The following is a 26,919-nucleotide window of genomic DNA, read 5'->3' as shown; positions in this document are numbered from 1 at the left end:
TCTCATGGCGCATAACCGGCCCACCCCTCACGACCACTCAGGCTTCGCCCGCACGGGGCCGTACCAACGACGAGGAGACGCCGATGGCACCAGCCATCACCCTTGCCGCAGAGGCACCCAAACTGTCTTCTGCCAACACAGGGTTCATGCTCATCTGTTCCGCCCTGGTGCTCATCATGACGCCCGGCCTCGCCTTCTTCTACGGAGGCATGGTCCGCGTCAAGAGCACCCTCAACATGCTGATGATGAGCTTCATCAGCATGGGGATCATCACCATCCTGTGGGTGCTCTACGGCTTCTCCCTTGCCTTCGGCACCGACAGGGGATCGTTCATCGGCTGGACCTCGGACTGGGTCGGCCTCAGCAACATCGGCCTGACGCAGCTCTGGCCCGGCTACACCATCCCGGTGTTCGTCTTCATGGTCTTCCAGATGATGTTCGCGATCATCACGCCCGCCCTCATAAGCGGTGCGCTCGCGGACCGCGTGAAGTTCACGGCCTGGTCGCTGTTCATCACGCTGTGGGCCACGCTCGTCTACTTCCCCGTCGCCCACTGGGTGTGGGGCACGGGCGGCTGGGCCTTCGACCTGGGCGTGATCGACTTCGCCGGTGGTACGGCGGTCCACATCAACGCGGGTGCCGCGGCGCTCGGCGTGATCCTGGTCATCGGCAAGCGCGTCGGGTTCAAGAAGGACCCGATGCGCCCGCACAGCCTTCCGCTGGTGATGCTCGGCTCCGGTCTGCTGTGGTTCGGCTGGTTCGGATTCAACGCCGGCTCGTGGCTCGGCAACGACGACGGCGTCGGCGGCCTGATGTTCGTCAACACGCAGGTCGCCACCGCGGCCGCCATGCTGGCCTGGCTCCTCTACGAGAAGATCCGGCACGGCGCGTTCACCACGCTGGGCGCCGCCTCCGGCGCGGTCGCCGGTCTGGTCGCCATCACCCCGTCCGGCGGCGCGGTGTCGCCGCTCGGCGCCATCGCGGTCGGCGCCATCGCCGGTGTCCTGTGCGCCATGGCCGTGGGCCTGAAGTACCGGTTCGGCTACGACGACTCCCTGGACGTCGTCGGGGTCCACCTCGTGGGCGGTGTCATCGGCTCCCTGCTGATCGGCCTCTTCGCCAGCGGCAAGGGCCAGTCCACCGTCGAGGGTCTCTTCTACGGCGGCGGCATGACCCAGTTCTGGAAGCAGTGCGCCGGCGTCTTCGCCGTCCTCGGCTACTCCCTGGTCGTCTCCGCCATCCTCGCCTTCCTCATCGACAAGACCATGGGTATGCGGGTCACCGAGGACGAGGAGATCGCCGGCATCGACCAGGCCGAGCACGCCGAGACCGCATACGACTTCAGCGGTGCCGGCGGCGGCACCGCCCGGACCGCCGCGCCCGCCCCGGCCGACACGGATGCCAAGAAGGTGGACGCATGAAGCTCATCACCGCCGTCGTGAAGCCTCACCGGCTCGACGAGATCAAGGAGGCCCTGCAGGCCTTCGGGGTTCACGGACTGACGGTCACCGAAGCGAGCGGCTACGGTCGGCAGCGGGGACACACCGAGGTCTACCGCGGTGCCGAGTACACCGTCGACCTGGTCCCCAAGATCCGCATCGAGGTGCTGGTCGAGGACGACGACGCCGAACAGCTCATCGACGTCGTCGTGAAGGCGGCCCGTACCGGCAAGATCGGTGACGGCAAGGTGTGGTCCATCCCGGTCGATACGGCCGTCCGGGTCCGGACCGGCGAGCGCGGCCCGGACGCGCTCTGACCGGACCGGCCCGCAAGAAGGAAGACAGGAGTCGCTGGGTGACGAGTACGGACACACGAGTGGAAGCAGAGGACTCGGGACCCAGCGGCTATGCGGCGGCCCGGCTGCGCCTCCTCCAGGAGGGGGCGCGGTCCGGGCCGCCGCGCCGTGCCGCCCTCGCCGAACTGACGGACGACTGGCTGACCGGCCTGTTCACCGCCGGATCCGGGGGCATGCGCGGGGTCTCCCTCGTCGCCGTCGGCGGCTACGGCCGCGGCGAGCTCTCCCCCCGCAGCGACCTCGACCTGCTCCTCCTGCACGACGGCGGGGACTCCGGCGCCGTCGCCTCCCTCGCCGACCGCATCTGGTACCCCGTCTGGGACCTGGGCCTCGACCTCGACCATTCGGTCCGTACGCCGGCCGAGGCCCGCAAGACCGCCGCCGACGACCTCAAGGTCCAGCTCGGCCTCCTCGACGCCCGCCACCTCGCGGGCGATCTCGGCCTCACCGCCGGACTGCGCACGGCCGTCCTCGCCGACTGGCGCAACCAGGCCCCGAAGCGGCTGCCCGAACTGCAGGAGCTGTGCGCGGAGCGCGCCGAACGTCAGGGCGAACTCCAGTACCTCCTCGAACCGGACCTCAAGGAAGCGCGCGGCGGACTGCGCGACGCCACCGCGCTGCGCGCCGTCGCCGCGTCCTGGCTCGCCGACGCACCCCGTGAAGGACTCTCCGACGCCCGCCGCAGGCTCCTGGACGTCCGCGACGCCCTGCACCTCGCCACCGGGCGTGCCACCGACCGCCTCGCCCTCCAGGAACAGGACCAGGTCGCCGCCGAACTCGGTCTGCTGGACGCCGACACACTGCTGCGCCAGGTCTACGAGGCCGCCCGCGTCGTGTCGTACGCCAGTGACGTCACCTGGCGCGAGGTGGGACGCGTCCTGCGGTCGCGCGCGGTGCGTCCGCGGCTGCGCGCCATGCTGGGCGGCGGCAAACCCGTCGCCGAACGGTCCCCGCTCGCCGAGGGCGTCGTCGAACAGGACGGCGAGGTCGGGCTCGCCCGTGCCGCGCGTCCCGAGCGCGACCCGGTGCTCCCGCTCCGCGCGGCCGCCGCGGCCGCGCAGGCGGACCTCCCGCTGTCCCTGCACGCCGTACGGCGCATGGCCGCCGCCGCGCGTCCCCTGCCCACGCCCTGGCCCGCCGAGGCACGCGAACAGCTCGTCACGCTCCTCGGCTCCGGCCGCGCCACCATCGAGGTCTGGGAGGCACTGGAGGCGGAGGGGCTGATCACCCGGCTGCTGCCCGACTGGGAGCGGGTGCGCTGCCGGCCGCAGCGCAACGCCGTCCACATCTGGACCGTCGACCGCCACCTCATCGAGACGGCCGTCCGGGCCTCCGAACTGACCCGCCGCGTCGGCCGCCCCGACCTCCTGCTCGTCTCCGCGCTGCTGCACGACATCGGCAAGGGCTGGCCCGGCGACCACTCCGTCGCGGGCGAGATCATCGCCCGTGACGTGGCCGCCCGGATCGGCTTCGACCGGACCGACGTGGCGGTGCTCGCCACCCTCGTACGGCACCACCTGCTGCTCATCGACACCGCGACCCGGCGTGACCTGGAGGACCCGGCCACCGTCCGCTCGGTCGCCGAGGCCGTCGGATCGCAGGGCACCCTTGAGCTGCTGCACGCTCTCACCGAGGCGGACGCGCTGGCCACCGGGCCCGCCGCCTGGTCCACCTGGCGCGGCTCCCTCGTCGCCGACCTGGTCAAACGGGTCTCGGCCGTCCTCGCCGGGGACGCGCCCGAAGAACCCGAGGCCGCCGCGCCGACCGCCGAACAGGAACGGCTCGCGATCGAGGCGTGCCGCACGGGCGGGCCCGTCCTGTCGCTGCGCGCGCAGACGGAACCGGTCGACACCGACACCGACAGCGGCAGCACCACCGTCCCGGACGACCCGGAACCGCTCGGTGTGGAACTGCTCATCGCGGTCCCGGACCAGCCCGGCGTGCTCCCCTCGGTGGCCGGCGTCCTCGCCATGCACCGGCTGACCGTCCGCACCGCCGAGCTGCGCGCCCTGGACCTGCCCGACGGGGTCGAGGGCTCGGTCCTGCTGCTCAACTGGCGGGTCGCCGCCGAGTACGGCTCCCTGCCGCAGGCCGCCCGGCTGCGCGCCGACCTCGTACGCGCCCTCGACGGCTCCCTCGACATCACCGCGCGCCTCGCCGAACGCGACGCCGCCTACCCGCGCCGCCGGGGCATCGTCGCGCCCCCCGCGCGCGTGACGGTCGCGCCCGCGGCGTCCCGACTGGCCACGGTGATCGAGGTACGGGCCCATGACGCCCCGGGCCTGCTGCACCGCATCGGGCGGGCCCTGGAGGAGGCGCACGTGCGGGTACGGAGCATGCACGTCTCCACCCTCGGCGCGAACGCCGTGGACGCCTTCTACGTGACCGGCACGAAGGGGGCGCCCCTGCCGGGGGCGGAGGCGGCGTCGGTCGCGCGAGCACTGGAGGAGACGCTGCGGGCGTGACCCCGCGGCCCGTTTTGCGCGCTGAGCGGACAGGCGCACCCGCGCCGCGGGGGCGGTCCGCTCGCCGAAAGCCGATCCGGGACGGTCCCCGAACCTGCCCCCGGCCGCCCCGTGGCCTCGTCCCCGCCCGCTGAATACGACCGGCGGGGACGATTCGCTTGCCGGGCCGGATACCCTGGAGGGCAGCCCAAAACGCCCCCGACTCCGAGGACCGAAGCCACCGTGTTCGATACCCTCTCCGACCGCCTCAGCGCGACGTTCAAAAACCTCCGCGGCAAGGGGCGCCTCAGTGAGGCGGACATCGACGCCACGGCCCGGGAGATCCGCATCGCGCTTCTCGAAGCCGACGTCGCCCTGCCCGTCGTCCGGACGTTCATCAAGAACGTCAAGGAGAGGGCGATGGGGAGTGAGGTCTCCAAGGCGCTCAACCCCGCCCAGCAGGTCCTGAAGATCGTGAACGACGAGCTCGTCACGATCCTCGGCGGCGAGACCCGCCGTCTCCGGTTCGCCAAGAACCCGCCGACCGTGATCATGCTCGCGGGCCTCCAGGGTGCGGGCAAGACCACGCTCGCCGGAAAGCTCGGCAAGTGGCTCAAGGACCAGGGTCACTCCCCGCTCCTCGTCGCCGCCGACCTCCAGCGCCCGAACGCGGTGAACCAGCTCAGCGTCGTCGCCCAGCGCGCGGGCGTCGCCGTCTACGCCCCCGAGCCGGGCAACGGCGTCGGCGACCCGGTCAAGGTCGCCAAGGACTCCATGGAGTTCGCGAAGACCAAGGTCCACGACATCGTGATCGTGGACACCGCCGGCCGCCTCGGTATCGACCAGGAGCTGATGCGGCAGGCCGCGGACATCCGCGACGCCGTCAGCCCCGACGAGATCCTCTTCGTCGTCGACGCGATGATCGGCCAGGACGCGGTCAACACGGCCGAGGCCTTCCGCGACGGCGTCGGCTTCGACGGCGTGGTGCTCTCCAAGCTCGACGGTGACGCCCGCGGTGGTGCCGCCCTCTCGATCGCCTCGGTCACCGGCAAGCCGATCATGTTCGCGTCGAACGGCGAGAAGCTCGACGACTTCGACGCGTTCCACCCGGACCGGATGGCCTCCCGCATCCTCGACATGGGTGACCTGCTCACCCTGATCGAGCAGGCGGAGAAGACGTTCAGCCAAGAAGAGGCCGAGAAGATGGCCTCCAAGCTGGCGTCCAAGAAGGGCCAGGACTTCACTCTGGACGACTTCCTGTCCCAGATGGAGCAGGTCCGCAAGATGGGCAGCATCAGCAAGCTGCTCGGCATGCTCCCGGGCATGGGCCAGATCAAGGACCAGATCAACAACCTCGACGAGCGCGACGTCGACCGTACGGCCGCCATCATCAAGTCGATGACGCCGGCCGAGCGCCACGAGCCGACGATCATCAACGGCTCGCGCCGTGCCCGTATCGCCAAGGGCTCGGGCGTCGAGGTCAGCGCGGTCAAGGGTCTGGTCGAGCGCTTCTTCGAGGCCCGCAAGATGATGTCCCGCATGGCCCAGGGCGGCGGGATGCCGGGCATGCCCGGGATGCCCGGCATGGGCGGTGGCCCCGGCCGCGCCAAGAAGAAGCAGAAGCAGGCCAAGGGCAAGCAGCGCTCCGGCAACCCGATGAAGCGCAAGCTTCAGGAGGAAGAGGAGGCCGCCCGCCGTGAGGCCGGGGCCCAGGGCGGCAACGCCTTCGGTCTCCCGCAGCAGGGCGCCCAGGAGGACTTCGAGCTGCCGGACGAGTTCAAGAAGTTCATGGGCTGACCTTCCGTCCCGTACGGACGAGCCTTTCGCGACGCCCGCTGGGGGCGCCCCTCACCACGAGGGGCGCCCCCAGCGGCGTGAGCGCGGGTGCCGGGTTCGCGGGCGCGGGTGCCGCTGTCCGCCATCTGACGTAACGTCCCCATATGAGCAACCCCGTGCCGCCGCGCAATGCGCCGGACCAGCCGTGGCGTTCCGAGGGCACGCCGCCCGAGCCGACCCCGCCGTCGGGCGGCCGGCGGAAGCTGCCCGGCGGCTGGTGGAGCCTGGCCCTGGCCGCTCTCATCGTGTTCCTGATCGCCAACCTGGTGCTGTCCTTCTACAACCAGGGCAACGAGCCGACGATCTCCTACACGGAGTTCAGCAGGCAGGTGACCGACGGCAACGTCTCCAAGATCTACTCCAAGGGCGACGCGATCCAGGGGCAGCTCAAGAACTCCCAGGAGAAACCGGACGGCGGCGGGAAGTACACCAAGTTCAAGACCCAGCGACCGGCCTTCGCGGACGACAAGCTCTGGGAGAACCTGCAGAAGCACGACGTCACGGTCACCGCCTCGCCGGTCGTCCAGGAGCGCAGCTTCCTCTTCAACCTGCTGATCTCGCTCGCCCCGATGATCCTGCTCGTCGTCCTGTGGATCTTCATCGCCCGGCGGATGGGCTCCGGCATGGGCGGTGCCGGCGGCATGCTCGGCCGCAAGACGCCCCCCAAGCCGGTCGAACTCGTGCCCGGTGGCAAGCGCACGACGTTCGCGGACGTGGCCGGCATCGACGAGGTCGCCGGTGAGCTCAACGATGTCGTGGACTTCCTCAAGAACCCCGACGCGTACCGCAGGATGGGCGCGAAGATGCCGCGCGGGGTGCTGCTGGCGGGCCCGCCGGGCACCGGGAAGACCCTGCTCGCGCGGGCGGTCGCGGGGGAGGCGGGGGTCCCGTTCTTCTCGGCCTCCGCCTCCGAGTTCATCGAGATGATCGTGGGCGTCGGCGCGTCGCGCGTGCGCGAACTGTTCGCCGAGGCCCGCAAGGTGGCCCCGTCCATCATCTTCATCGACGAGATCGACACCATCGGACGGTCGCGGTCGGGCGGCTCCGCCATGGGCGGCCACGACGAGCGCGAGCAGACGCTGAACCAGATCCTCACCGAGATGGACGGCTTCTCCGGCTCGGAGGGCGTCATCGTCATCGCCGCCACCAACCGCGCGGACATCCTGGACCCGGCGCTCACCCGCCCCGGCCGCTTCGACCGCGTCGTCAGCGTCTCGCCCCCCGACCGCGGCGGCCGTGAGTCGATCCTGGAGATCCACACCCGCGACATCCCGCTCGCCCCCGACGTGGACCTCACCCAGGTGGCCCGCAGCACCCCGGGGATGACCGGCGCCGACCTCGCCAACCTGGCCAACGAGGCGGCCCTCCTCGCCGTCAAGCGCAAGCAGCAGGAGGTGACCCAGGGGGACCTCTCGGAAGCGCTCGAAAAGGTTCAGCTCGGCGCCGAACGCTCACTGGTCATGCCCTACGAGGAACGCCGCCGCACCGCGTACCACGAGAGCGGCCACGCCCTTCTGGGGATGCTGCGGCCCGGCGCCGACCCCGTCCGCAAGATCACCATCGTCCCGCGCGGCCGCGCCCTGGGCGTCACCCTCTCGACGCCGGACGCGGACCGGTACGCGTACACCGAGGAGTATCTGCGCGGCCGGATCATCGGCGCCCTCGGCGGCATGGCCGCCGAGCACGTCGTCTACGACGTCATCACCACGGGTTCGGAGAACGACCTGGAACAGGTCACCAACCTCGCCCGGGGCATGGTGGCCCGCTGGGGCATGAGCGAACGCGTCGGCCGGCTGTCCGCACTGCCCAACGACGCCCAGCAGGCCTACGGGCTTGCGGCGGCCCCGGGAACCCTCGACTCGATCGACCACGAGATGCGCCGCATCGTCGACGAGTGCTACGAGGAGGCCTGCCAGAAACTCCGCGAGCACCGCGGGCAACTGGACGCCCTGGCCGAGGCGCTCCTCGCGAACGAGACGCTGGAGGAGGCGGAGGCGTACCGGGTCGCCGGGGTGCCCCGTACGGCGAAGGACGTGTGACCGCCCGGGACCGCCCTCGGCGGACGGTCCTGGACTCCGAGGCCGGCGGACCGGCCTCGGACCGTCCGTCCGGAGACCGGGCCTTCCGGCGGCCTCGGACCGACCGCCTGGGATCGATCCGGCCTCCGACGGCCGACGTCGGGCCGACGTCGCGCCGTCCTGAGGTATGACTCCAGGCGACCTCGGACCGGCTTCGGACGAGGCGGCCGCCGCATCGGACCCCGGACCGGCTCAGACCGTCCGGGCGATCAGATACCGGAACACGTTCGGCATCCAGACAGTGCCGTCGCGCCGCAGATGGGGATGCAGCGCCTCGGCCACCTCCTTGTCGACCTGGGCCTGATCGGTGGCCTCGACCGCGGCGTCGAAGAGCCCGGTGGAGAGCAGCCCGCGCACCGCACTGTCCACATCGGCGTAGCCGAAGGGGCAGGCCACCCGCCCCGAGCCGTCCGGCCGCAGCCCGGCCCGCTGGGCGACCTCCTCCAAGTCGTCCCGGCAGGCGGCGCGCCAGCTCCCGGCGCCGTGCAGGGGGTCGGCCAGTTTGGTGGCCACCCGCAGCACGGCCGAGGTGCTGCACCGCTCCGGCGGCCCCCAGCCGACCAGGACCACGGGCGCTCCCCGGCCGGCGAGCGGCGCCGCCTCCGCGAGCAGCGAGGCAAGCCCCTCGGAGTCTCCGGCCACGCACCCGATCGGTTCGAACGCGGTCACCAGGTCGTACGCCGGCGCTCCCGCGACGGCCGCGTCCCCGGGGGAGCCGGCCACGAGCCGGGCCTCGGCGCGCGGAGGCGTGTCCCAGGCCTGCGGCAGCAGACGTTCCCGTGCGAGGGTCAGCCGTTCGGGTGACGAGGAGTCGACTCCCGTGACCGCGGCGCCGCGGGAGGCCGCCATCAGCAGGGCGAGTCCCGCCCCGCAGCCGAGCCCGAGCAGCCGTGTCCCGCCGCCCACTTCGAGTCGCTCGTAGACGGCCTCGTAGAGCGGCACCAGCATCCGCTCCTGGATCTCGGCCCAGTCACGCGCGCGTGCACCCCGGTCCGCGCGGGGCGATGGGCCCGCATGAGGAAGGTGCTGCCGCACGAGCGTAGGTGTCATCGAAAGTGCCCCAATCCGCCGAGAGTTGCTGCCGGGCCCCCTTTTCCTTCGCCCCCGCGCAGGAGGCCCGCACTCCCCCCGTATGTCAGGTAACTCCGCCCTCGACGTGCCGTCCAGGGGTTTCGGGGCCCCGTTTGTGCCCCAGCCGCAAAGGGCGCGAGAATTCACATACCGGCAACGTGGGCCCGTACCATCACCCACATGGCAAAGGCACCCGTTCTCACGCCCCGGGCGGACGACTTCCCGCGCTGGTACCAGGACTTGATCAACAAGGCCGAGCTCGCCGACAACGGGCCGGTGCGCGGCACCATGGTCATCCGGCCGTACGGGTACGGACTGTGGGAGCGGATGCAGCAGGAGATGGACGCCCGGATCAAGGAAGCGGGTGCCCAGAACGCGTACTTCCCGCTGTTCATCCCGCAGTCGTACCTGACCCGGGAGGCCGAGCACGTCGAGGGCTTCGCCCCCGAGCTCGCGATCGTCACGCACGGCGGCGGCAAGGAGCTGGAGGAGCCGGTCGTCGTCCGCCCCACCTCCGAGACGATCATCAACGAGTACTTCTCCAAGTGGGTGCAGAGCTACCGCGACCTGCCGCTGCTGATCAACCAGTGGGCGAACGTGGTCCGTTGGGAGATGCGCCCGCGGATCTTCCTGAGGACGACCGAATTCCTCTGGCAGGAGGGCCACACCGCGCACGCCACCTACGAGGACGCCCGGGACTACGCGGCGCACATCCACAAGGAGGTGTACGCCGACTTCATGACCGACGTCCTCGGCATCGATGTCGTCCTTGGCCGGAAGACGGCGAGCGAGCGGTTCGCGGGCGCCATCAACACCCTCACCCTCGAAGCCATGATGGGCGACGGCAAGGCGCTCCAGATGGGCACCAGTCACGAGCTGGGGCAGAACTTCGCGAAGGCGTTCAACACGCGGTACCTGTCCAAGGACGGGCGGCAGGAGCTCGTCTGGCAGACCTCCTGGGGGTCCTCGACCCGCATGGTGGGTGGCCTGATCATGTCGCACGGTGATGACAGCGGGTTGCGGGTGCCGCCCCGGCTCGCCCCGGTACAGGTCGTCGTCCTCGCGATCAAGGGGGACGAGGCGGTTCTGGCCAAGGTCCGCGAAATCGGCGACCGGCTGAAGGCGGCGGGCGTACGGGTCCAGGTCGACGACCGTACGGACACCCCCTTCGGGCGCCGCGCGGTCGACTGGGAGCTCAAGGGCGTCCCCGTACGCGTCGAGGTCGGCCCCCGTGACCTGGAGAGCGGCACGGCGATGCTGGTCCGCCGGATCCCCGGAGGCAAGGAGCCCGTGGCCCTCGACGCGCTGGAGGCGCTGCTCCCCGGCGTCCTCGAAGAGGACCAGGCGCTGCTCCTGAGGCAGTCCCGCGAGCGCCGCGAGTCCCGGACCTCGGACGTGTCGACGCTCGACGCGGCGGTGGAGGCCGCCGTGGCGGGCGGCTGGGCGCGCATCCCCTGGGCGGACCTCGGTGAAGACGGCGAGGCCAGGCTCGCCGAGCACGCGGTGACCGTACGGTGTCTGGTCGCCGAGGACGGGTCGGTGCCCGGCGCCGACGACGCACCCGGTAACGTCGCCGTCGTCGCCCGCGCCTACTGAGTGGGACGCGAGGGCGGCCGAAACACCTCTTGCGCATCCGCCGACCTCAGGGGCCCCGGCGGACGGATGCCGTCTACGCGCCGGGGCGTACGTATACCTACGTACCGCCTTGGTATGAGCTGTGACGCTTCTCCGCAGATCAGCGCACCCGCCCTCGTCAGGACGCATCAGCGGCAACTGACGGGTACGTGCAAATTATTTGGGATGCCCCGTAATAGGAACACAGAGGCACCCCCGCTCGTTCTCATTACGTGAGCACGACACCACCTGTTCTCGCCGCAGAGCTGGCAGGGGCGTGGGCCGACATTCAGCGGCACCACTCCGAGCTGCCCGATCTTGCCGCGCCAGAGTCCCTGATCGGAGAATCGTCGTCCGCCTGCGGACACGAGCTCTCCTTCGAGCGACTGCTTCACGAAGCAGTCCACGGCATCGCCGCCGCCCGCGGAGTCCGCGACACCTCGCGCGCCGGCCGATATCACAACCGCAGATTCCTCGCGATCGCCGAGGAGCTGGGCCTCGACCACCCCGAGGAGCCGCATCCCAGCAGTGGCTTCTCGCTGGTCACGCTCAACCCCGAGGCCAAGCGCCGCTACCGCCCGACCATCGAGCGGCTCCAGCGCGCGCTGAAGGCGCACACGGCCGCCACCTCCGCCGACACCGCCCGTTCGTTCCGCGGCCCGGCCGCCCGCCACGGCTCCTCCGGGGGAGGCGTCCGCGTCAAGGCCGTCTGCGACTGCGGGCGCAATGTGCGCGTGGTCCCCTCGGTCCTCGCGCAGGCGCCGATCGTGTGCGGAGGATGCGGAAAACCCTTCCGGATTCCGGAGGTGGTCGGGGCCGCCGCCGGCTGAGGTGCGTGCCACACCGGCGTCTCGTGGGTGCCGGACGAGTGCGCGTGGCCCGTGAGCAGTCGTGCCTCCCCCACAGCCCTTGGGGATGTGGGGGAATTCAGGAGGCACGAGTGCGCGCGGGCGACACCTCGCCGGCTCGCGCGGCGGCCGGCCGGAGCCGAGTCATGCCTGTCGGGCACCCGGAACGCCGGGTGCCCGACAGGCATGGGCCCGGACACCTCCGGTCCGGGCGGACCGGAGGATGTGGCAGAATGGCTAGCTGTACTCGACAGCCGCATAGGACCCCTCTCTCCTCCGGCTGACGCGTCCATCGGGCACTCGGGTACCGCAACCCCACGCGGCCATCTCGTCGTGTCCAACCCCGTCAAGACCAGGAGACACCACTTCCGTGGCAGTCAAGATCAAGCTGAAGCGTCTGGGCAAGATCCGTTCGCCTCACTACCGCATCGTCGTCGCCGACTCCCGTACCCGCCGTGATGGCCGGGCCATCGAGGAGATCGGTCTGTACCACCCGGTGCAGAACCCTTCGCGCATCGAGGTCGACTCGGACCGCGCGCAGTACTGGCTGGGTGTCGGCGCGCAGCCGACCGAGCCCGTGCTCGCCATTCTGAAGCTGACCGGCGACTGGCAGAAGTTCAAGGGCCTGCCGGCCCCGGCTCCGCTGCTCGTGGCCGAGCCGAAGGCCGCGCGCCCGCTGTTCGACGCCCTCGGTGGCGACGACTCGGGCAAGGGTGAGGCCATCACCCAGAAGAAGAAGGCTGAGAAGAAGGACGAGGCTCCGGCCGAGTCCGAGTCGACCGAGGCCTGAGCATGCTCGAGGAGGCTCTCGAGCACCTCGTGAAGGGCATTGTCGACAACCCCGACGATGTGCAGGTCGCCTCGCGCGACCTGCGCCGCGGGCGCGTTCTTGAGGTCCGGGTCCACCCCGACGACCTCGGCAAGGTGATCGGCCGCAACGGCCGCACCGCGCGCGCTCTGCGCACCGTCGTGGGCGCCATCGGCGGTCGCGGTGTCCGCGTCGACCTCGTCGACGTGGATCACGTCCGCTGACGTAACAGGCAGCACCGGCTCGGGCCGGGGAGGGCTTACGAGCCGTCCCCGGCCCGTAGTCGTCTGCGAACCCTCGCAGGCGGCCGCGGACCGCGGACCGCCGGGACGTCCACACACCCCGGGCGTCCGCGCACCCGAAGCCGTCCGTCCGGCACGGCCGTCGGCACACGACAGGAGATCAAGCACAGTGCAGCTGGTAGTCGCTCGCGTCGGCCGCGCCCACGGCATCAAGGGCGAGGTCACCGTGGAGGTCCGCACGGACGAGCCGGAGCTCCGGCTCGGGCCCGGTGCCGTCCTCCTCACCGATCCGGCCTCCACCGGACCACTGACCATCGAGACGGGCCGCGTCCACAGCGGCCGTCTGCTCCTGCGTTTCGCCGGTGTACGGGACCGCAACGCCGCAGAGGCGCTGCGCAACACCCTGCTGATCGCCGAGGTCGACCCGAACGAGGTGCCGGAGGACCCGGACGAGTACTACGACCACCAGCTGATGGACCTGGACGTGGTCACCAAGGACGGTGCCGAGGTCGGACGCATCACCGAGATCTCGCACCTGCCCTCGCAGGACCTGTTCGTGGTGGAGCGCCCGGACGGGACCGAGGTGCTGATCCCGTTCGTGGAGGAGATCGTCGTCGAGATCGACCTGGAGGAGCAGCGGGCCGTCATCGACCCGCCGCCCGGCCTGATCGACGACCAGGCGGAGATCGTCTCCAGCAGGGACGCCGAGAACGGCTCGTCCGAGGACACCGGGGACGGCTCGGCCGAGGACGGCTCCGCCGGGGACGGCGAGGACGCCGCGGGGGCCGACGCCTGATGCGGCTCGACGTGGTCACGATCTTCCCCGAGTACCTGGAACCCCTGAACGTCTCGCTCGTCGGCAAGGCCCGCGCGCGCGGCCGGCTGAACGTCCATGTGCACGATCTCCGGGAGTGGACCTACGACCGTCACAACACGGTCGACGACACTCCCTACGGCGGCGGCCCCGGCATGGTCATGAAGACCGAGCCCTGGGGCGAAGCCCTGGACTCCGCGCTGGCGGACGGCTACGAGACGGGCGCCCACGGCCCCGTCCTCGTGGTCCCCACCCCCAGCGGGCGCCCGTTCACCCAGCAACTGGCCGCCGAGCTCTCCGAGCGCCCCTGGCTGGTCTTCACGCCCGCGCGCTACGAGGGCATCGACCGCCGCGTCATCGACGAGTACGCGACGAGGATGCCAGTCTACGAGGTCTCCATCGGCGACTACGTCCTCGCCGGCGGCGAGGCGGCCGTGCTGGTCGTCACCGAGGCCGTGGCGCGGCTGCTGCCGGGTGTCCTCGGCAACGCCGAGTCCCACCGGGACGACTCCTTCGCCCCCGGGGCCATGGCCAACCTCCTGGAGGGCCCGGTGTACACCAAGCCCCCGCAGTGGCGCGGCCGTGAGATCCCCGACGTGCTGGTCAGCGGCCACCACGGGAAGATCGCCCGCTGGCGCCGCGACGAGGCACTGCGCCGCACAGCGGCGAACCGGCCGGACCTCATCGAGCGCTGCGACGCCTCCGCCTTCGACAAGAAGGACCGCGAGATGCTCTCGATCCTGGGCTGGCAGCCGGATCCCGGCGGCCGATTTTGGCGCAGGCCCGAGGCCGTGGGAGAATAGGCCGCTGCTCTACGTCGTCCGGCGTGCGCCCCTGCCACAGGGGGACACGACGCACGTCCCGACGGGGCAGCATCATCTTCGAACCTCTCTCCCGTTGATGACCTGTGGCATCAGCGAAGAAAGCAGACAAAATGACTCACCTGCTCGACTCCGTCGACGGCGCGTCGCTGCGCACCGACATCCCGGCCTTCCGCCCGGGTGACACCGTCAACGTCCACGTCCGCGTCATCGAGGGCAACCGCTCCCGTGTGCAGCAGTTCAAGGGCGTAGTCATCCGCCGCCAGGGCGCCGGTGTCCGCGAGACCTTCACGGTCCGCAAGGTCTCGTTCTCCGTCGGCGTGGAGCGCACCTTCCCGGTGCACACCCCGATCGTCGAGAAGATCGAGCTCGTGACCCGCGGTGACGTCCGTCGCGCGAAGCTGTACTACCTCCGTGAGCTGCGCGGCAAGGCCGCGAAGATCAAGGAGAAGCGCGACAACTGAGCCGGCTGCTCCACGGGCGACCGTGGACGACCGAGCCGGTAAGAAGGCGTCTCATGGAGGCCGGATAGCATCTGGCCCCGATGGACACCGAAGCACAGCCCGTGGAGCGCGACCGCTCCTCCCGCCCTTCCGCTTCCGAGGAGATCTCGGACACAGCGGGGCCGGAGGAGCGGTCGCGTTCTGCGTTCGTGGACAAGGTCGCCGACCGGCTCCCCGGCGGCCGGATCACCCTGACCGTGCTGATCTGTCTGGGATTTCTGCTGCTGGTCAGCCGCTTCGTGATGCAGCCCTTCGAAATTCCCAGCGGATCCATGGAGTCCGGATTGAGGATCGGGGACCGCGTTCTCGTAAACAAGTTGGCGTACCGTTTCGGTTCCGAGCCGCAGCGGGGCGATGTCGTCGTGTTCGACGGCACCGGTTATTTCGGGAACGCGGACTACGTCAAACGCGTCGTCGGAGTAGGGGGAGACCACGTGGTCTGCTGCGACAAGGAGGGGAGACTCGAAGTGAACGGCCGATCGGTCGACGAGTCGACATTTCTCTACCGGGGGGACAGCCCGTCCGAGGTGCCCTTCGACATCGTCGTGCCCGAGCGGTCCCTGTTCCTCCTGGGTGATCACCGCAGCCGCTCCCGTGACTCCCGTGACCACCTGGGCTCGCCCGGCGGCGGCATGGTCCCCGTCGGCGATGTCATCGGCAGGGCCGACTGGATCGCCTGGCCCGCCGGCCACTGGACCCGTCTGACGCGTCCCGACGCGTACGCGGGCGTGCCTGTCGCCGGGGGTGCCCATGGGTAACCGCGGACGGGCGCGCGGGGTCTCCGCCGAAGCCGCCGACAATCTGCTGCCCACCGGCGCCCGGCGTGCCTCCGGCGGCGCCGCCAGGCCCAGCCGGGTCGAGCGGCGCAAGCTCGCGCGGAAGATCAAGCGGCGCAGGCGGCGCTCGACGGTCAAGGAGATACCCCTTCTCGTCGGGGTCGCCGTACTGATAGCCCTGGTCCTCAAGACCTTCCTGGTGCAGGCCTTCGTGATCCCGTCGGGCTCCATGGAGAACACGATCCAGATCGGCGACCGCGTCCTGGTGGACAAGTTCACCCCCTGGTTCGGTTCCCAGCCCAAGCGCGGTGACGTCGTCGTCTTCAAGGACCCCGGCGGCTGGCTCACGGCCGAGGACACCAAGAAGAAGAGCGACCCCGTGGTCGTCAAGCAGTTCAAGGAGGGGCTGACCTTCATCGGACTGCTGCCCTCCGACAACGAGAAGGACCTCATCAAGCGGGTCGTCGGGCTCGGCGGAGACACCGTCAAGTGCTGCGACGCGCAGGGCAGGGTGACGGTGAACGGCACCCCGCTGACCGAGCCGTACATCTACGCGGGCGACAAACCGTCGGAGTTCTCCTTCGAGGTGAAGGTGCCCGCGGGCCGGCTGTTCGTCCTCGGCGACCACCGCGGCAACTCGGCCGACTCGCGTTACCACCGCACCGACAAGTTCAGCGGAACCGTCTCCGAGAAGTCGATCGTGGGCAGGGCGATGGTCATCGGATGGCCCGTCGGCCACTGGACCCGCCTCCAGGAGCCGAACACGTTCTCGACGGTGGCCGACGCGCCTGGAGGGTCGGCCTCCGCTCTCACTCTGTCGCATAGGGTGGCCTCAGCGGATCCAGATGGATTGATCCCGCTCCCGAGCCCTGCGGAACTCCCGCTCGTTATGGGAGTGGTGGGCCTGCGCCGAATACGGCGCGGGCGGCGGCACGGAGTGAGGAGTGGATGTGGGGGATGTGGCGGTCGGCGCACGATCTGGACACGAGGGTCCCGAAGGGCAGCCGGAGCGGCCCGAGGATGCGGCTGCACCTGCCGTAGAGGACGGTTCGGATTCCGGCAGCGGCTCCGAGGACGGGGACGTCTCGACCGGGCGCGCCGAGCAGGACCCGAAGTCCACCAAGCAGCGTTCCTTCTGGAAGGAACTGCCGATCCTGATCGGCATCGCCCTGGTGCTCGCGCTGATCATCAAGACCTTCCTGGTGCAGGCGTTCTCGATCCCCTCGGACTCGATGCAGAACACCCTCCAGCAGGGTGACCGCGTCCTGGTCGACAAGCTGACTCCGTGGTTCGGCTCGGAGCCGCAGCGCGGTGAGGTCGTCGTCTTCCACGACCCGGACAACTGGCTGGCGGGCGAGCCCACGGCCAACCCGAACGCCCTGCAGACGGTGCTCAGCTGGATCGGCCTGATGCCGTCCGCCGAGGAGAAGGACCTCATCAAGCGGGTCGTCGGGGTCGGCGGTGACACCGTCGAGTGCAAGAACACCGGCCCGCTGATGGTCAACGGCAAGGCCCTGAACGAGTCGTCGTACGTGTACGCGGGGAACACCCCGTGCAGCCAGGACGAGGACGGCGGCCAGTTCAAGGTCAAGGTTCCCAAGGGCATGATCTGGGTGATGGGCGACCACCGCCAGAACTCGCGGGACTCGCGCTACAACCAGGCGGACAAGCACCACGGCATGGTGCCGGTGAACGACGTCGTCGGCCGTGCCATCGTCAAGGCCTGGCCCATCAACCGCTGGGGCACCCTTCCGGTCCCGGACACCTTCGACCAGCCGGGCCTGAGCAACCAGGCGGCCGCGGCGGTCACCTCGCCGGGTGCCGTGGCCCTGCTGGGCGTGGCGCCGCTCGTGGTGGTGCGCCGCAGGCGCAAGGCGTCCAAGGACGACTGAGACACCTCTCGGCCCTCGGGGCCGGCCGGTCCGGATCTCTCCGGAGCGGCCGGCCCCGTTTCGTTTCCGGCAGTCGGCAGTCGGCAGTCGGCAGTCGGCAGTCGGCGGCAGGCAGCGGACAGCGGGCAGGTGGGCGGCCGGTGGCACGCGGGCGACCGGAGGGCGGAGCGCGTCCTCCGGGTCCGGGGCCGGATCCGGACCCCGCGGGTGATCGCGATCCGGACCGGGGGCTGACCCCGGACCGTACCCCCGGGTAAGGTGCGGGCCCATGGGTGGCGAGAGCGCAACACGTACGGCCCCGCGCAGCGGCGGCACGGGCAAGGCCCCGGTGGGCAGCAGGACCGGACAGCGGCTGTCCGGGCTGGCTGTCGCGCTGGGCCTGGTGCTGTTCCTGGTTGGATTCGGCTGGGCGGCGGTGGTCTATCTCCCGTACACCGTCCCCACGAGTTCGATGGCGCCGACGATCAACGTGGGCGACCGGGTGCTGGCCCAGCGCGTCGACGGGAGCGACATCCGGCGCGGTGACGTGGTCGTCTTCAAGGACACGAGCTGGGTCACCGGCTCGTCCGTGGTCAAGCGCGTGGTCGCCGTCGGCGGTGACACCGTCTCCTGCTGCACCGACGGCAAGCTGACCGTCGACGGCAAGCAGATCGACGAACCGTATCTGGCCGCCGGAAGCCTCGCCGAGATCACGAACTTCCCGACCGTCAAGGTCCCGAAGGGGCGGCTGTTCCTGCTCGGAGACGAGCGGCAGGGCTCCCTCGACTCCACCGCCCACCTGTCGGACGCGGCCAGTGGCACGGTGGCGCGCAGCGCCGTGACGGCCCGCGTCGACGCCATCGCCTGGCCGATGAACGGAATGCTCGAACGCCCCACCGGTTTCAAGGCGCTCGGCGGCCTGTCCCAGCCGGGACCGCTCCCCACGATGGTCGCCCTGGTGATCGCCGGCGCCGTGCTCGTGCTGGGCGGCGCGGCGTACGGACCGGTCGCCAAGCTCGCGGGACGTTCCCGCGCGCGCGGGGAGACCGCCGGTGCCCGCTGAGGCGAGGGACCAGGACGAGGGCCCGGGGCGCGACGGATTGCGCAAGGTCGCCCGGGTCGTCCTGCTCGACCCGCAGGACCGCGTACTGCTGCTGCACGGTCATGAGCCGGACGACCCCTCCAACGACTGGTGGTTCACGCCGGGCGGCGGTGTGGAGGGCGACGAGACCCGCGAAGAGGCGGCCCTGCGGGAACTGGTCGAGGAGACCGGTGTCACAGAAGTCGAACTGGGCCCGGTGCTGTGGCGGCGCGTCTGCTCGTTCCCGTTCGCGGGACGGCGCTGGGATCAGGACGAGTGGTACTTCCTGGCCCGTACGACCCAGACGGCCACGGTGGCCGCGGGGCTGACGGACCTGGAGCGGCGCAGCGTCGCCGGAGCGCGCTGGTGGACGTGCCGGGAACTGACCGAGGCACATGAGACGGTGTATCCGACCAAGCTCGCCGGGCTGCTGCGCAGGGTGCTCGACGAGGGTCCCCCGGCCACACCCGAGGTCCTCGACACGGAAATCGTCTAGGGGCTCTCGGGGCTGGCGCACAATAGGGGGACGCACGGCTGAAGGGGAACATGCCATGAGCGCCGAGGACCTCGAGAAGTACGAGACCGAGATGGAGCTGAAGCTCTATCGGGAGTACCGCGACGTCGTCGGTCTGTTCAAATATGTGATCGAGACCGAACGGCGCTTCTACCTCACCAACGACTACGAGATGCAGGTGCACTCGGTCCAGGGTGAGGTGTTTTTCGAGGTGTCCATGGCGGATGCCTGGGTGTGGGACATGTACCGGCCTGCCCGCTTCGTGAAACAGGTACGCGTCCTTACATTCAAGGACGTGAATATCGAGGAGCTGAACAAGAGCGATCTGGAACTGCCGGGCGGCTGAACTCCGGGCGGCTGAGCACATCGGCCGGACCGCGGGTTCATCGAGGTGACTCGTGCGGGTGACGGAGTTCTCCACAGTCACCCGCTCGTCCACCAAGATCCAACAACTGGATGACGCGGCCTCAGTGTTGGTGCCGGAGGTGGTGCCGACATGAAGACATCCGAGGCACGCAACGCACGCGACGCACTGGGCGCTTACGGCGAGGAGCTGGCCGCACGGCGGCTGACCGGGGCCGGTATGACGGTCCTGGCGCGCAACTGGCGCTGCGGCAGGACCGGCGAGATCGACATCGTGGCCCGGGACGGGGACGCGCTCGTCGTCTGCGAGGTCAAGACCCGCAGGGCGGGCGCGTTCCAGCATCCGATGGCGGCCGTCACACCGGCCAAGGCCCTACGGCTGCGCGGCCTGGCCGAACGCTGGCTCCAGGAACACGGCGGAGCCCCACCCGGCGGCCTCCGCATCGACCTGATCGGCGTCCTGATCCCCGAACGCGGCGCGCCCGTGGTCGAGCACGCGCGGGGGGTGGCCTGATGGGGTTCGCGCGGACGTGTTCGGTCGCCCTGGTGGGCGTGGAGGGCGTCGTCGTCGAGGTACAGGCGGACCTGGAGCCGGGCATCGCGGCCTTCACGCTGGTGGGACTCCCCGACAAGAGCCTGACGGAGAGCCGGGACCGGGTCCGGGCCGCGGTGGTCAATTCCGGAGCGTCCTGGCCGCAGAAGAAGCTGACGGTGGGGCTGAGCCCGGCCTCCGTCCCCAAGGGCGGTTCGGGTTTCGATCTCGCCGTCGCCTGCGCCGTGCTGGGCGCCGCCGAGCGGATCGATCCCCGTGTGCTCGCCGACATCGTGATGATCGGGGAGCTCGGACTCGACGGCAGGGTGCGGCCGGTCCGGGGCATCCTGCCGGCCGTCCTCGCCGCGGCGAGCGCCGGATACGAGCAGGTGGTGGTGCCGGAGTGCGCGGTGGCCGAGGCCGCGCTGGTGCCGGGCGTCTCGGTGCTCGGGGTCCGCAGTCTGCGCCAGCTGATCGCGGTGCTGGCGGACGAACCGGTGCCCGAGGAGGACCCGGACGAACAGGGCCGGCCCGACCCGCTGCTGGCGGGCCTGCGCGTGCCCGGTACGGGCGAGGCCACCGGCCTGTGCGGCATCGCCGTCCCCGAGCACGACCGGGATCACGACCTCGGTGACGTCGTCGGCCAGACATCGGCCCGCACCGCCATGGAGGTGGCGGCGGCCGGCGGTCACCACGTCTTCCTCCAGGGGCCGCCGGGCGCCGGCAAGACGATGCTGGCCGAGCGGATGCCGTCGATCATGCCGCGTCTCACCCAGCAGGAATCCCTGGAGGTGACGGCGATCCACTCCGTCGCCGGCCTGCTGCCGCCCGGCAAACCGATGGTGGACGTCGCCCCGTACTGCGCACCCCACCATTCCGCGACGATGCAGTCGCTCGTCGGTGGTGGCAAGGGACTCGCACGGCCCGGCGCCGTGTCCCTGTCGCATCGCGGCGTGCTCTTCCTCGACGAGGCGCCCGAGTTCAGCGGCTTCGTGCTGGACGCACTGCGCCAGCCGCTGGAGGCGGGGCACGTGGTGATCGCGCGCAGCGCCGGTGTCGTGCGGTTCCCCGCGAAGTTCCTGATGGTGCTGGCCGCCAACCCCTGTCCCTGCGGCCGCTTCAGCACGACGAACGACTTCTGCGAATGCCCGCCCTCCGCGATCCGCCGCTACCAGGCGAGGCTCTCCGGACCCCTGCTCGACCGGGTCGACCTCCGGGTGGAGGTCGAGCCGGTCACCCGGGCCGAACTCACCGCGCGCGGCGCGCGGGGAGAGTCGACGAAGACGGTCGCGGACCGGGTGATCGCCGCCCGCGAGCGGACCGCCGCCCGCCTGACGGGAACCCCCTGGCACACCAACAGCGAGGTGCCCGGACGCGAGCTGCGCGGTCGCTGGCAGGCGCGGGCGGGAGCGATGGACGAGGCGGAGAGGGGCCTGGAGCGCGGGCTGCTGACGGCCCGTGGGCTGGACCGGGTGCTCCGTGTCGCGTGGACGGTCGCGGACCTGTCGGGTCACGACCGGCCCGACGCCGGGGACGTCGCCCTGGCCCTGCAACTGCGTACCGGGGTCCCGCGCGGGGTCCCGATGGCGATCGGCGCGCCGGTATGACGGACGACGAGCGCGGGGCCCGCCTGACGCTTTCCCGCGTCGTCGAACCGGGCGACGAGGTCTGTGGCCGCTGGGTCCGGGAGGTGGGGGCCCCGGAGGCGGTCCGGTGGCTGCACGGGGACCTGGGGCAGCCGAGGGGCATGACCGACAGACGGTGGGCGGGGCTGAGGGCCAGGGCCGGGCGGGCGGACCCGGAGCGGGACCTGGCCCTCGCGCGCGACACCGGGGTGCGCTTCGTCTGTCCCGGTGAATCCGAGTGGCCCGCGCAACTCGACGACCTGGAGGACGCCCGGCCCATCGGGCTGTGGGTACGGGGGCGGCCCGGTCTGCGCTTGTGGGCCCTGCGGTCCGTCGCCGTCGTGGGTGCCCGGGCCTGCACCGAGTACGGCGCGCACATGGCCGCCACCCTCGGCGCCGGGCTGGCGGAGCGGGGCTGGGTGGTGGTGTCCGGAGGTGCCTACGGCATCGACGGCGCCGCCCACCGGGGCGCCCTCGGGGCGGGCGGTGCCACCGTCGCCGTGCTGGCCTGCGGCGTCGACCGGCCCTACCCGCGCGGACACACCCAATTGATCGCCAGGATCGCCGAACAGGGCCTGGTGGTGGGGGAGTTGCCGCCGGGTGAGCACCCCACGCCGAGCAGATTCATCCTCCGGAACCGGGTCATCGCGGCGCTCACCCGGGGCACCGTGGTCGTCGAGGCGGCCTACCGCAGCGGAGCGCTCGTGACGGCCCGCGCGGCACAGCGTCTGGGGCGGTTCACGATAGGTGTGCCGGGACCCGTCACCAGCGGACTGTCGGCGGGGGTGCACGAACTGCTGCGCGGGGAGGCCGTCCTGGTCTCCGACGCCGCGGAAGTCGCCGAACTGGTGGGCGACATGGGTGAGCTCGCCCCGGACCGCCGTGGCCCCGTCCTGCCGCGCGACCTGCTCCACCCGGGTGCGGGACGCGTTCTGGCCGCTCTGCCGGCCCGGGATCCGGCGGGAGCCGAGGAGATCGCCCGCAGGGCGGCGACCAGCACGGACGACGCGGTCGGGAGACTGTACGAACTCCGAGCACTTGGATTCGTCGAACGACACGGCGACGGCTGGAAGTTGACACGCCAGGCGATGGTCTCCGTCCGCGGCGACCGGGAGGGGTGCTGACCGAGCGTGTTCGGCCGTCCGGGGGAACGCCGACACGCCTGGGAATCCTTGCAGTTGGCGGCCGTCGACGGTCACGCAGGGCGACCGTCGTGACTCCGGGGGACGCCCCGGGGAAAGTTTTCGCGTGCGGGTGACAGCCCGCTCTTCGCGCACTGCGACAGCCCAGTCACGCTACGCTCACAAGAATCCGAAGCAGACACGCGATCTCGGCATGAGGCCGACAGGACACGCAGGTATTTCCCAGTTCACGGCAGAACGGCACAAGGCGACGAATGCCCCAGCACACCTCCGGGTCCGACCGGACGGCGACTCCGCCAGCCGCCCGCGACGGCGGCAGCGTGCGCCCGCCCGCGCCCTCGACGCTCGACGAGCTGTGGCGGTCGTACAAGTCGACCGGTGACGAGCGGCTGCGGGAGCAGCTGATCCTGCACTACTCGCCCCTCGTGAAGTATGTGGCGGGCCGGGTCAGCGTGGGGCTCCCGGCCAATGTCGAACAGGCGGACTTCGTCTCGTCGGGGGTGTTCGGACTGATCGACGCGATCGAGAAGTTCGACATCGGACGGGAGATCAAGTTCGAGACGTACGCGATCACCCGCATCCGCGGCGCGATGATCGACGAGCTGCGGGCACTGGACTGGATCCCGAGGTCGGTCCGGCAGAAGGCGCGCAATGTGGAGCGCGCCTACGCGACGCTGGAGGCGCGACTGCGGCGCACTCCGTCGGAGGGCGAGGTGGCCGCCGAGATGGGCATCGGGGTGGATGAACTCCACGCGGTGTTCAGTCAGTTGTCGCTGGCCAATGTGGTCGCTCTGGAGGAGCTGCTGCACGCCGGCGGCGAGGGCGGCGACCGGCTGAGCCTGATGGACACGCTGGAGGACACCGCCGCCGACAATCCCGTCGAGGTGGCCGAGGACCGGGAGCTGCGGAGGCTGCTCGCGCGGGCGATCAACACCCTGCCCGACCGGGAGAAGACCGTGGTCACGCTGTACTACTACGAAGGGCTCACGCTCGCGGAGATCGGCAATGTGCTCGGGGTGACCGAGAGCCGGGTGAGTCAGATCCACACCAAGTCCGTGCTCCAGCTGCGCGCCAAGCTGGCCAGTTTCGGACGCTGAACCGGGCGGGGCCGTGGTGCCCCGCTGTGCCGCGGCGACACGCCGGCATCGGGGCCGCCGCGACGGACGCCGACGTGTCGGCTCGGTGGAGTGGTTCCCGTCCGCGGTGGTGCGTCCGTACAGTGGTTTACGTGCCAAGGATTCGAGCGGCCTCCGTGGCCGAGCACCGGTCGATGCAGCGAGCCGCCCTGCTGGACGCGGCGCGGTCCCTGTTGTCCGAGGGCGGGACGGAGGCGCTGACCTTTCCGGCCCTCGCCGAGCGCACGGGCCTCGCGCGTTCCTCCGTGTACGAGTACTTCCGGTCCAGGGCGGCCGTCGTCGAGGAGCTGTGCGAGGCCGACTTCCCCGTCTGGGCGGCCGAGGTCTCGGCCGCGATGGCCGCGGCGGACGGCCCCGAGGGGACGGTGGAGGCGTATGTGCGCCGGCAGCTGGCCCTGGTCGGGGACCGGCGGCACCGGGCCGTGGTCGCCATCTCCGCCAGCGAACTCGACGCGGGAGCCCGGGAGAAGATCCGGGCGGCGCACGGCGGGCTGGTCACGATGATCGGTGAGGCCCTCGCCGAGATGGGACACGCCGAGCCGCGGCTGGCCGCGATGCTCCTGCAGGGCGTGGTCGACGCCGCCGTCCGGCGCATCGAACTCGGCGCCGCCGAGGACCCGTCCGCGATCACCGAGGCGGCCGTGGCGATGGCTCTGAGAGGCGTCCGGGGCTGAGCCCCGCCGACGTCGCCGCGGGGCCCTGACCCACAGCCCATGGCGCGGGCCTCTGACCCACGGCCCATGGCGCGGGCCTCTGACCCACGGCCCATGGCGCGGGCCCCTGACCTGCGGTACACGGCGCGGGCCCCTCCTGCCCCACGACACACGGCCCGCGGCCCACGGCGCGGGCCTCTGCCCCACGACACGCGGCGCGGGCCCTGCCCCACGGCCCATGGCGCGCACCCCCTGACCTACGGCCCACGGCCTGCGGCGCGGCCTCCTGAGCCACGGTCCGCGGCGCCGCCGCTCTCGTCCTTCGTCGTGCCCCCGCGGTGCCCCCCCGCGGTGCCCCCCCGCGGTGCCCCTCCGCGGTGCCCCTCCGCGGTACCCCTCGTCGTACCTCCGTCTCCCTCACCCTCTCCAGCTATCTCTCCCGTACCTCTGCCGTGCCTCTGGAGTGCCTCGGCAGGGTTCCGGCCGGTCAGGGCGGGGCGTCGCCCGGGTCGAGGGGGAGCAGGCGGGACGGGCCCGTGTTCAGGAGCCAGGGAGGGAGCAGGGACAGCGGGTTCAGATAGGCCGTGCCTCTGAGCAGGCCCCAGTGCAGACAGGCGGTCGGTCCGCAGTGGGCGTCCGATGCCTCCAGCGAGCCGACGACCTCGCCCGCGAGGACCTCGTCGCCCTCGCGCACCGACGCCCGGACCGGACCGTACGTCGTCCGCAGCGGCGGCGCCCCGGTGCCCGACAACTCCACCGAGACGATCCCGCGGCCCGCCACCCGGCCCGCGAACGACACCCGTCCGGGTGCGACGGCCCGCACCGGATCGCCGGGGGCGGCCGCGAGGTCGACGCCACGATGCCCCCGGGAGTAGGCCGTCGCCGGCGGTTCCCAGCCCCGTACGACGAACGGCCGGACGCCCACCGGCCAGACGCGGGCGAGCGCCGGGACGGAGGGGTCGGCCGCCGGAGGGGAGGCCGTCGTCGGCGGCGCGGGGGCCGCAGGAGCGGGGACCGGTGGGGCGGGGCCGCTCCCCTCGGCCCGGGCCAACGGGGTCGGGGCGCCGAGGACGGTCACCGTCAGGGCCAGGAGGAGTCCCGGCCACGTACGCGCACATCGGTTCACTCGCATGCCTGAACCGTCCCGCATCGAGCGGATCATGGCCGGGATCTGTGGAGTACCGGCCGGTTGTGGACAGGGGCGTCACCTGCCCCCTCTCCGGTCCCGTACACTTCTGATGGCGATTCGGGTCACCGAGTCGACTTCGCACGCCCCGACACCTGGTCGTCACAGATCGGTGTCAGCGCCTCTCGGTCCTTTGTGGCAAGGCGCAATCGCGGGCGTCAGGCGTGTGTGCCGTCCGGCACACGCGGCAACCGAGAAAACCGAGGAGAACGGCCATGGCCGTCGTCACGATGCGGGAGCTGCTGGAAAGCGGCGTCCACTTCGGTCACCAGACCCGTCGCTGGAACCCGAAGATGAAGCGCTTCATCTTCACGGAGCGCAACGGCATCTACATCATCGACCTGCTCCAGTCGCTGTCGTACATCGACCGCGCCTACGAGTTCGTCAAGGAGACCGTCGCCCACGGCGGCACGGTCATGTTCGTCGGCACGAAGAAGCAGGCGCAGGAGGCCATCGCCGAGCAGGCCACCCGCGTCGGCATGCCCTACGTCAACCAGCGCTGGCTGGGCGGCATGCTCACCAACTTCTCCACCGTCTACAAGCGTCTGCAGCGCCTCAAGGAGCTCGAGCAGATCGACTTCGAGGACGTCGCGGCCTCGGGTCTCACCAAGAAGGAGCTTCTCGTGCTCTCGCGCGAGAAGGCCAAGCTGGAGAAGACCCTCGGTGGTATCCGCGAGATGCAGAAGGTGCCCAGCGCCGTCTGGATCGTGGACACCAAGAAGGAGCACATCGCGGTCGGTGAGGCCCGGAAGCTCAACATCCCGGTCGTCGCCATCCTCGACACCAACTGTGACCCCGACGAGGTCGACTACAAGATCCCGGGCAACGACGACGCGATCCGCTCCGTCACCCTGCTCACCCGCGTGATCGCCGACGCCGTCGCCGAGGGCCTCATCTCCCGCTCGGGCGCCGGCAAGGCCGCGGGCGACAAGGCCGCGGGCGAGCCGCTCGCCGCGTGGGAGCGCGACCTGCTCGAGGGCGAGAAGAAGGCCGACGACGCCGAGGTCCAGACCTCCGCCGAGACGGAGAAGGTCGCCGACGCCGAGCAGGCCGAGGCTCCCGCTGAGGCTGAGGCCGTCGAGGCCCCCGCCGCCGAGGCCGAGGTTGCCGCCGAGGCGCCCGCCGCCGAGGCCCCCGCCGCGGACGCCGAGCAGGCCTGACCCCTC

The 26,919-nt window shown here is 71.1% G+C and carries 25 protein-coding genes and 1 pseudogene; 24 read left to right on the top strand and 2 right to left on the bottom strand.

Features of this window, described 5'->3' with window-relative positions:
• The first annotated feature begins 83 nt into the window (after nt 1-83).
• The 5 genes from OHT01_RS12295 (at nt 84) to ftsH (ending at nt 8,114) form a co-directional block, all read left to right on the top strand.
• A complete protein-coding gene (locus OHT01_RS12295) occupies nt 84-1,421 on the top strand; it encodes an ammonium transporter (protein WP_328553183.1) in 1,338 nt (445 codons plus the stop codon).
• On the top strand, nt 1,418-1,756 hold the full coding sequence (locus OHT01_RS12290; protein ID WP_003993253.1) for a P-II family nitrogen regulator: 339 nt from the start codon (nt 1,418-1,420) through the stop codon (nt 1,754-1,756). The genes OHT01_RS12295 and OHT01_RS12290 overlap by 4 nt, the downstream gene beginning before the upstream one ends.
• A gap of 38 nt (nt 1,757-1,794) precedes the next feature.
• Nucleotides 1,795-4,260 carry a [protein-PII] uridylyltransferase gene (locus tag OHT01_RS12285; RefSeq protein WP_328553182.1) on the top strand — a complete coding sequence of 822 codons (2,466 nt, stop codon included), beginning with the start codon at nt 1,795-1,797 and terminating at the stop codon, nt 4,258-4,260.
• A gap of 222 nt (nt 4,261-4,482) precedes the next feature.
• A complete protein-coding gene (gene ffh / locus OHT01_RS12280; RefSeq protein WP_328553181.1) occupies nt 4,483-6,036 on the top strand; it encodes a signal recognition particle protein in 1,554 nt (517 codons plus the stop codon).
• A 143-nt stretch (nt 6,037-6,179) separates the two neighbouring features.
• Entirely contained in the window at nt 6,180-8,114 is a 1,935-nt protein-coding gene (gene ftsH, locus OHT01_RS12275) for an ATP-dependent zinc metalloprotease FtsH (RefSeq protein ID WP_328553180.1), read from the top strand.
• 231 nt (nt 8,115-8,345) lie between these two features.
• Here the strand turns inward: ftsH and OHT01_RS12270 are convergent, their stop codons facing one another.
• Nucleotides 8,346-9,203, bottom strand: coding sequence for an SAM-dependent methyltransferase (locus OHT01_RS12270; protein ID WP_328553179.1), 858 nt, complete (start codon nt 9,201-9,203; stop codon nt 8,346-8,348).
• 201 nt (nt 9,204-9,404) lie between these two features.
• Between OHT01_RS12270 and proS the strand changes: the two genes are divergently transcribed.
• The 18 genes and pseudogenes from proS (at nt 9,405) to OHT01_RS12180 (ending at nt 24,588) form a co-directional block, all read left to right on the top strand.
• Nucleotides 9,405-10,820, top strand: a complete 1,416-nt coding sequence (proS, locus tag OHT01_RS12265) for a proline--tRNA ligase (RefSeq protein ID WP_328553178.1) — start codon at nt 9,405-9,407, stop codon at nt 10,818-10,820.
• Between the two features lie 251 nt (nt 10,821-11,071).
• Nucleotides 11,072-11,668, top strand: coding sequence for a hypothetical protein (locus tag OHT01_RS12260; protein ID WP_328553177.1), 597 nt, complete (start codon nt 11,072-11,074; stop codon nt 11,666-11,668).
• A gap of 388 nt (nt 11,669-12,056) precedes the next feature.
• Nucleotides 12,057-12,476, top strand: coding sequence for a 30S ribosomal protein S16 (gene rpsP, locus OHT01_RS12255; protein WP_328553176.1), 420 nt, complete (start codon nt 12,057-12,059; stop codon nt 12,474-12,476).
• Nucleotides 12,477-12,478: 2 nt separating this feature from the next.
• Complete coding sequence (locus OHT01_RS12250) at nt 12,479-12,718, top strand: RNA-binding protein (RefSeq protein WP_005479813.1); 240 nt, start codon at nt 12,479-12,481, stop codon at nt 12,716-12,718.
• A 187-nt stretch (nt 12,719-12,905) separates the two neighbouring features.
• Nucleotides 12,906-13,532 (top strand): ribosome maturation factor RimM, encoded by a 627-nt coding sequence (gene rimM, locus OHT01_RS12245; RefSeq protein WP_328553175.1) that lies wholly within the window; start codon nt 12,906-12,908, stop codon nt 13,530-13,532.
• A complete protein-coding gene (gene trmD, locus OHT01_RS12240; protein ID WP_328553174.1) occupies nt 13,532-14,353 on the top strand; it encodes a tRNA (guanosine(37)-N1)-methyltransferase TrmD in 822 nt (273 codons plus the stop codon). The genes rimM and trmD overlap by 1 nt, the downstream gene beginning before the upstream one ends.
• 131 nt (nt 14,354-14,484) lie before the next feature.
• Complete coding sequence (gene rplS / locus OHT01_RS12235; protein WP_328553173.1) at nt 14,485-14,835, top strand: 50S ribosomal protein L19; 351 nt, start codon at nt 14,485-14,487, stop codon at nt 14,833-14,835.
• A gap of 80 nt (nt 14,836-14,915) precedes the next feature.
• Nucleotides 14,916-15,632, top strand: a complete 717-nt coding sequence (gene lepB / locus OHT01_RS12230; RefSeq protein WP_328553172.1) for a signal peptidase I — start codon at nt 14,916-14,918, stop codon at nt 15,630-15,632.
• Nucleotides 15,625-16,323, top strand: a pseudogene (gene lepB, locus OHT01_RS12225) (signal peptidase I); the annotation flags it as partial. The gene lepB (OHT01_RS12230) and the pseudogene lepB (OHT01_RS12225), both read left to right, overlap by 8 nt.
• 277 nt (nt 16,324-16,600) lie before the next feature.
• Complete coding sequence (gene lepB / locus OHT01_RS12220) at nt 16,601-17,542, top strand: signal peptidase I (protein ID WP_328553171.1); 942 nt, start codon at nt 16,601-16,603, stop codon at nt 17,540-17,542.
• Nucleotides 17,543-17,810: 268 nt separating this feature from the next.
• The gene (gene lepB, locus OHT01_RS12215; RefSeq protein ID WP_328553170.1) at nt 17,811-18,584 is read left to right on the top strand and encodes a signal peptidase I; all 774 of its coding nucleotides are present in this window, start codon (nt 17,811-17,813) and stop codon (nt 18,582-18,584) included.
• Nucleotides 18,574-19,098, top strand: a complete 525-nt coding sequence (locus tag OHT01_RS12210; RefSeq protein ID WP_328553169.1) for an NUDIX hydrolase — start codon at nt 18,574-18,576, stop codon at nt 19,096-19,098. The genes lepB (OHT01_RS12215) and OHT01_RS12210 overlap by 11 nt, the downstream gene beginning before the upstream one ends.
• A 55-nt stretch (nt 19,099-19,153) precedes the next feature.
• Complete coding sequence (locus OHT01_RS12205; protein ID WP_003965949.1) at nt 19,154-19,462, top strand: DUF2469 domain-containing protein; 309 nt, start codon at nt 19,154-19,156, stop codon at nt 19,460-19,462.
• A 150-nt stretch (nt 19,463-19,612) separates the two neighbouring features.
• The gene (locus OHT01_RS12200) at nt 19,613-19,993 is read left to right on the top strand and encodes a YraN family protein (RefSeq protein WP_328553168.1); all 381 of its coding nucleotides are present in this window, start codon (nt 19,613-19,615) and stop codon (nt 19,991-19,993) included.
• The gene (locus OHT01_RS12195) at nt 19,993-21,618 is read left to right on the top strand and encodes a YifB family Mg chelatase-like AAA ATPase (protein ID WP_328553167.1); all 1,626 of its coding nucleotides are present in this window, start codon (nt 19,993-19,995) and stop codon (nt 21,616-21,618) included. Before OHT01_RS12200 ends, OHT01_RS12195 begins: the two co-directional genes overlap by 1 nt.
• Nucleotides 21,615-22,760 (top strand): DNA-processing protein DprA, encoded by a 1,146-nt coding sequence (dprA, locus tag OHT01_RS12190; protein WP_328553166.1) that lies wholly within the window; start codon nt 21,615-21,617, stop codon nt 22,758-22,760. Before OHT01_RS12195 ends, dprA begins: the two co-directional genes overlap by 4 nt.
• Before the next feature lie 272 nt (nt 22,761-23,032).
• Complete coding sequence (gene whiG, locus OHT01_RS12185; protein WP_328553165.1) at nt 23,033-23,875, top strand: RNA polymerase sigma factor WhiG; 843 nt, start codon at nt 23,033-23,035, stop codon at nt 23,873-23,875.
• A 155-nt stretch (nt 23,876-24,030) separates the two neighbouring features.
• Entirely contained in the window at nt 24,031-24,588 is a 558-nt protein-coding gene (locus OHT01_RS12180) for a TetR/AcrR family transcriptional regulator (RefSeq protein ID WP_328558095.1), read from the top strand.
• Nucleotides 24,589-25,054: 466 nt separating this feature from the next.
• Here OHT01_RS12180 and OHT01_RS12175 read toward each other — a convergent pair whose 3' ends face one another.
• On the bottom strand, nt 25,055-25,699 hold the full coding sequence (locus OHT01_RS12175; RefSeq protein ID WP_328553164.1) for a murein hydrolase activator EnvC family protein: 645 nt from the start codon (nt 25,697-25,699) through the stop codon (nt 25,055-25,057).
• Between the two features lie 269 nt (nt 25,700-25,968).
• Between OHT01_RS12175 and rpsB the strand changes: the two genes are divergently transcribed.
• On the top strand, nt 25,969-26,913 hold the full coding sequence (gene rpsB / locus OHT01_RS12170; RefSeq protein WP_328447629.1) for a 30S ribosomal protein S2: 945 nt from the start codon (nt 25,969-25,971) through the stop codon (nt 26,911-26,913).
• Nucleotides 26,914-26,919 lie beyond the last annotated feature (6 nt).

It is taken from the genome of Streptomyces sp. NBC_00358, from assembly GCF_036099295.1.
Taxonomy (GTDB): domain Bacteria; phylum Actinomycetota; class Actinomycetes; order Streptomycetales; family Streptomycetaceae; genus Streptomyces.
This window is presented reverse-complemented; position numbering and strand designations above follow the sequence as displayed.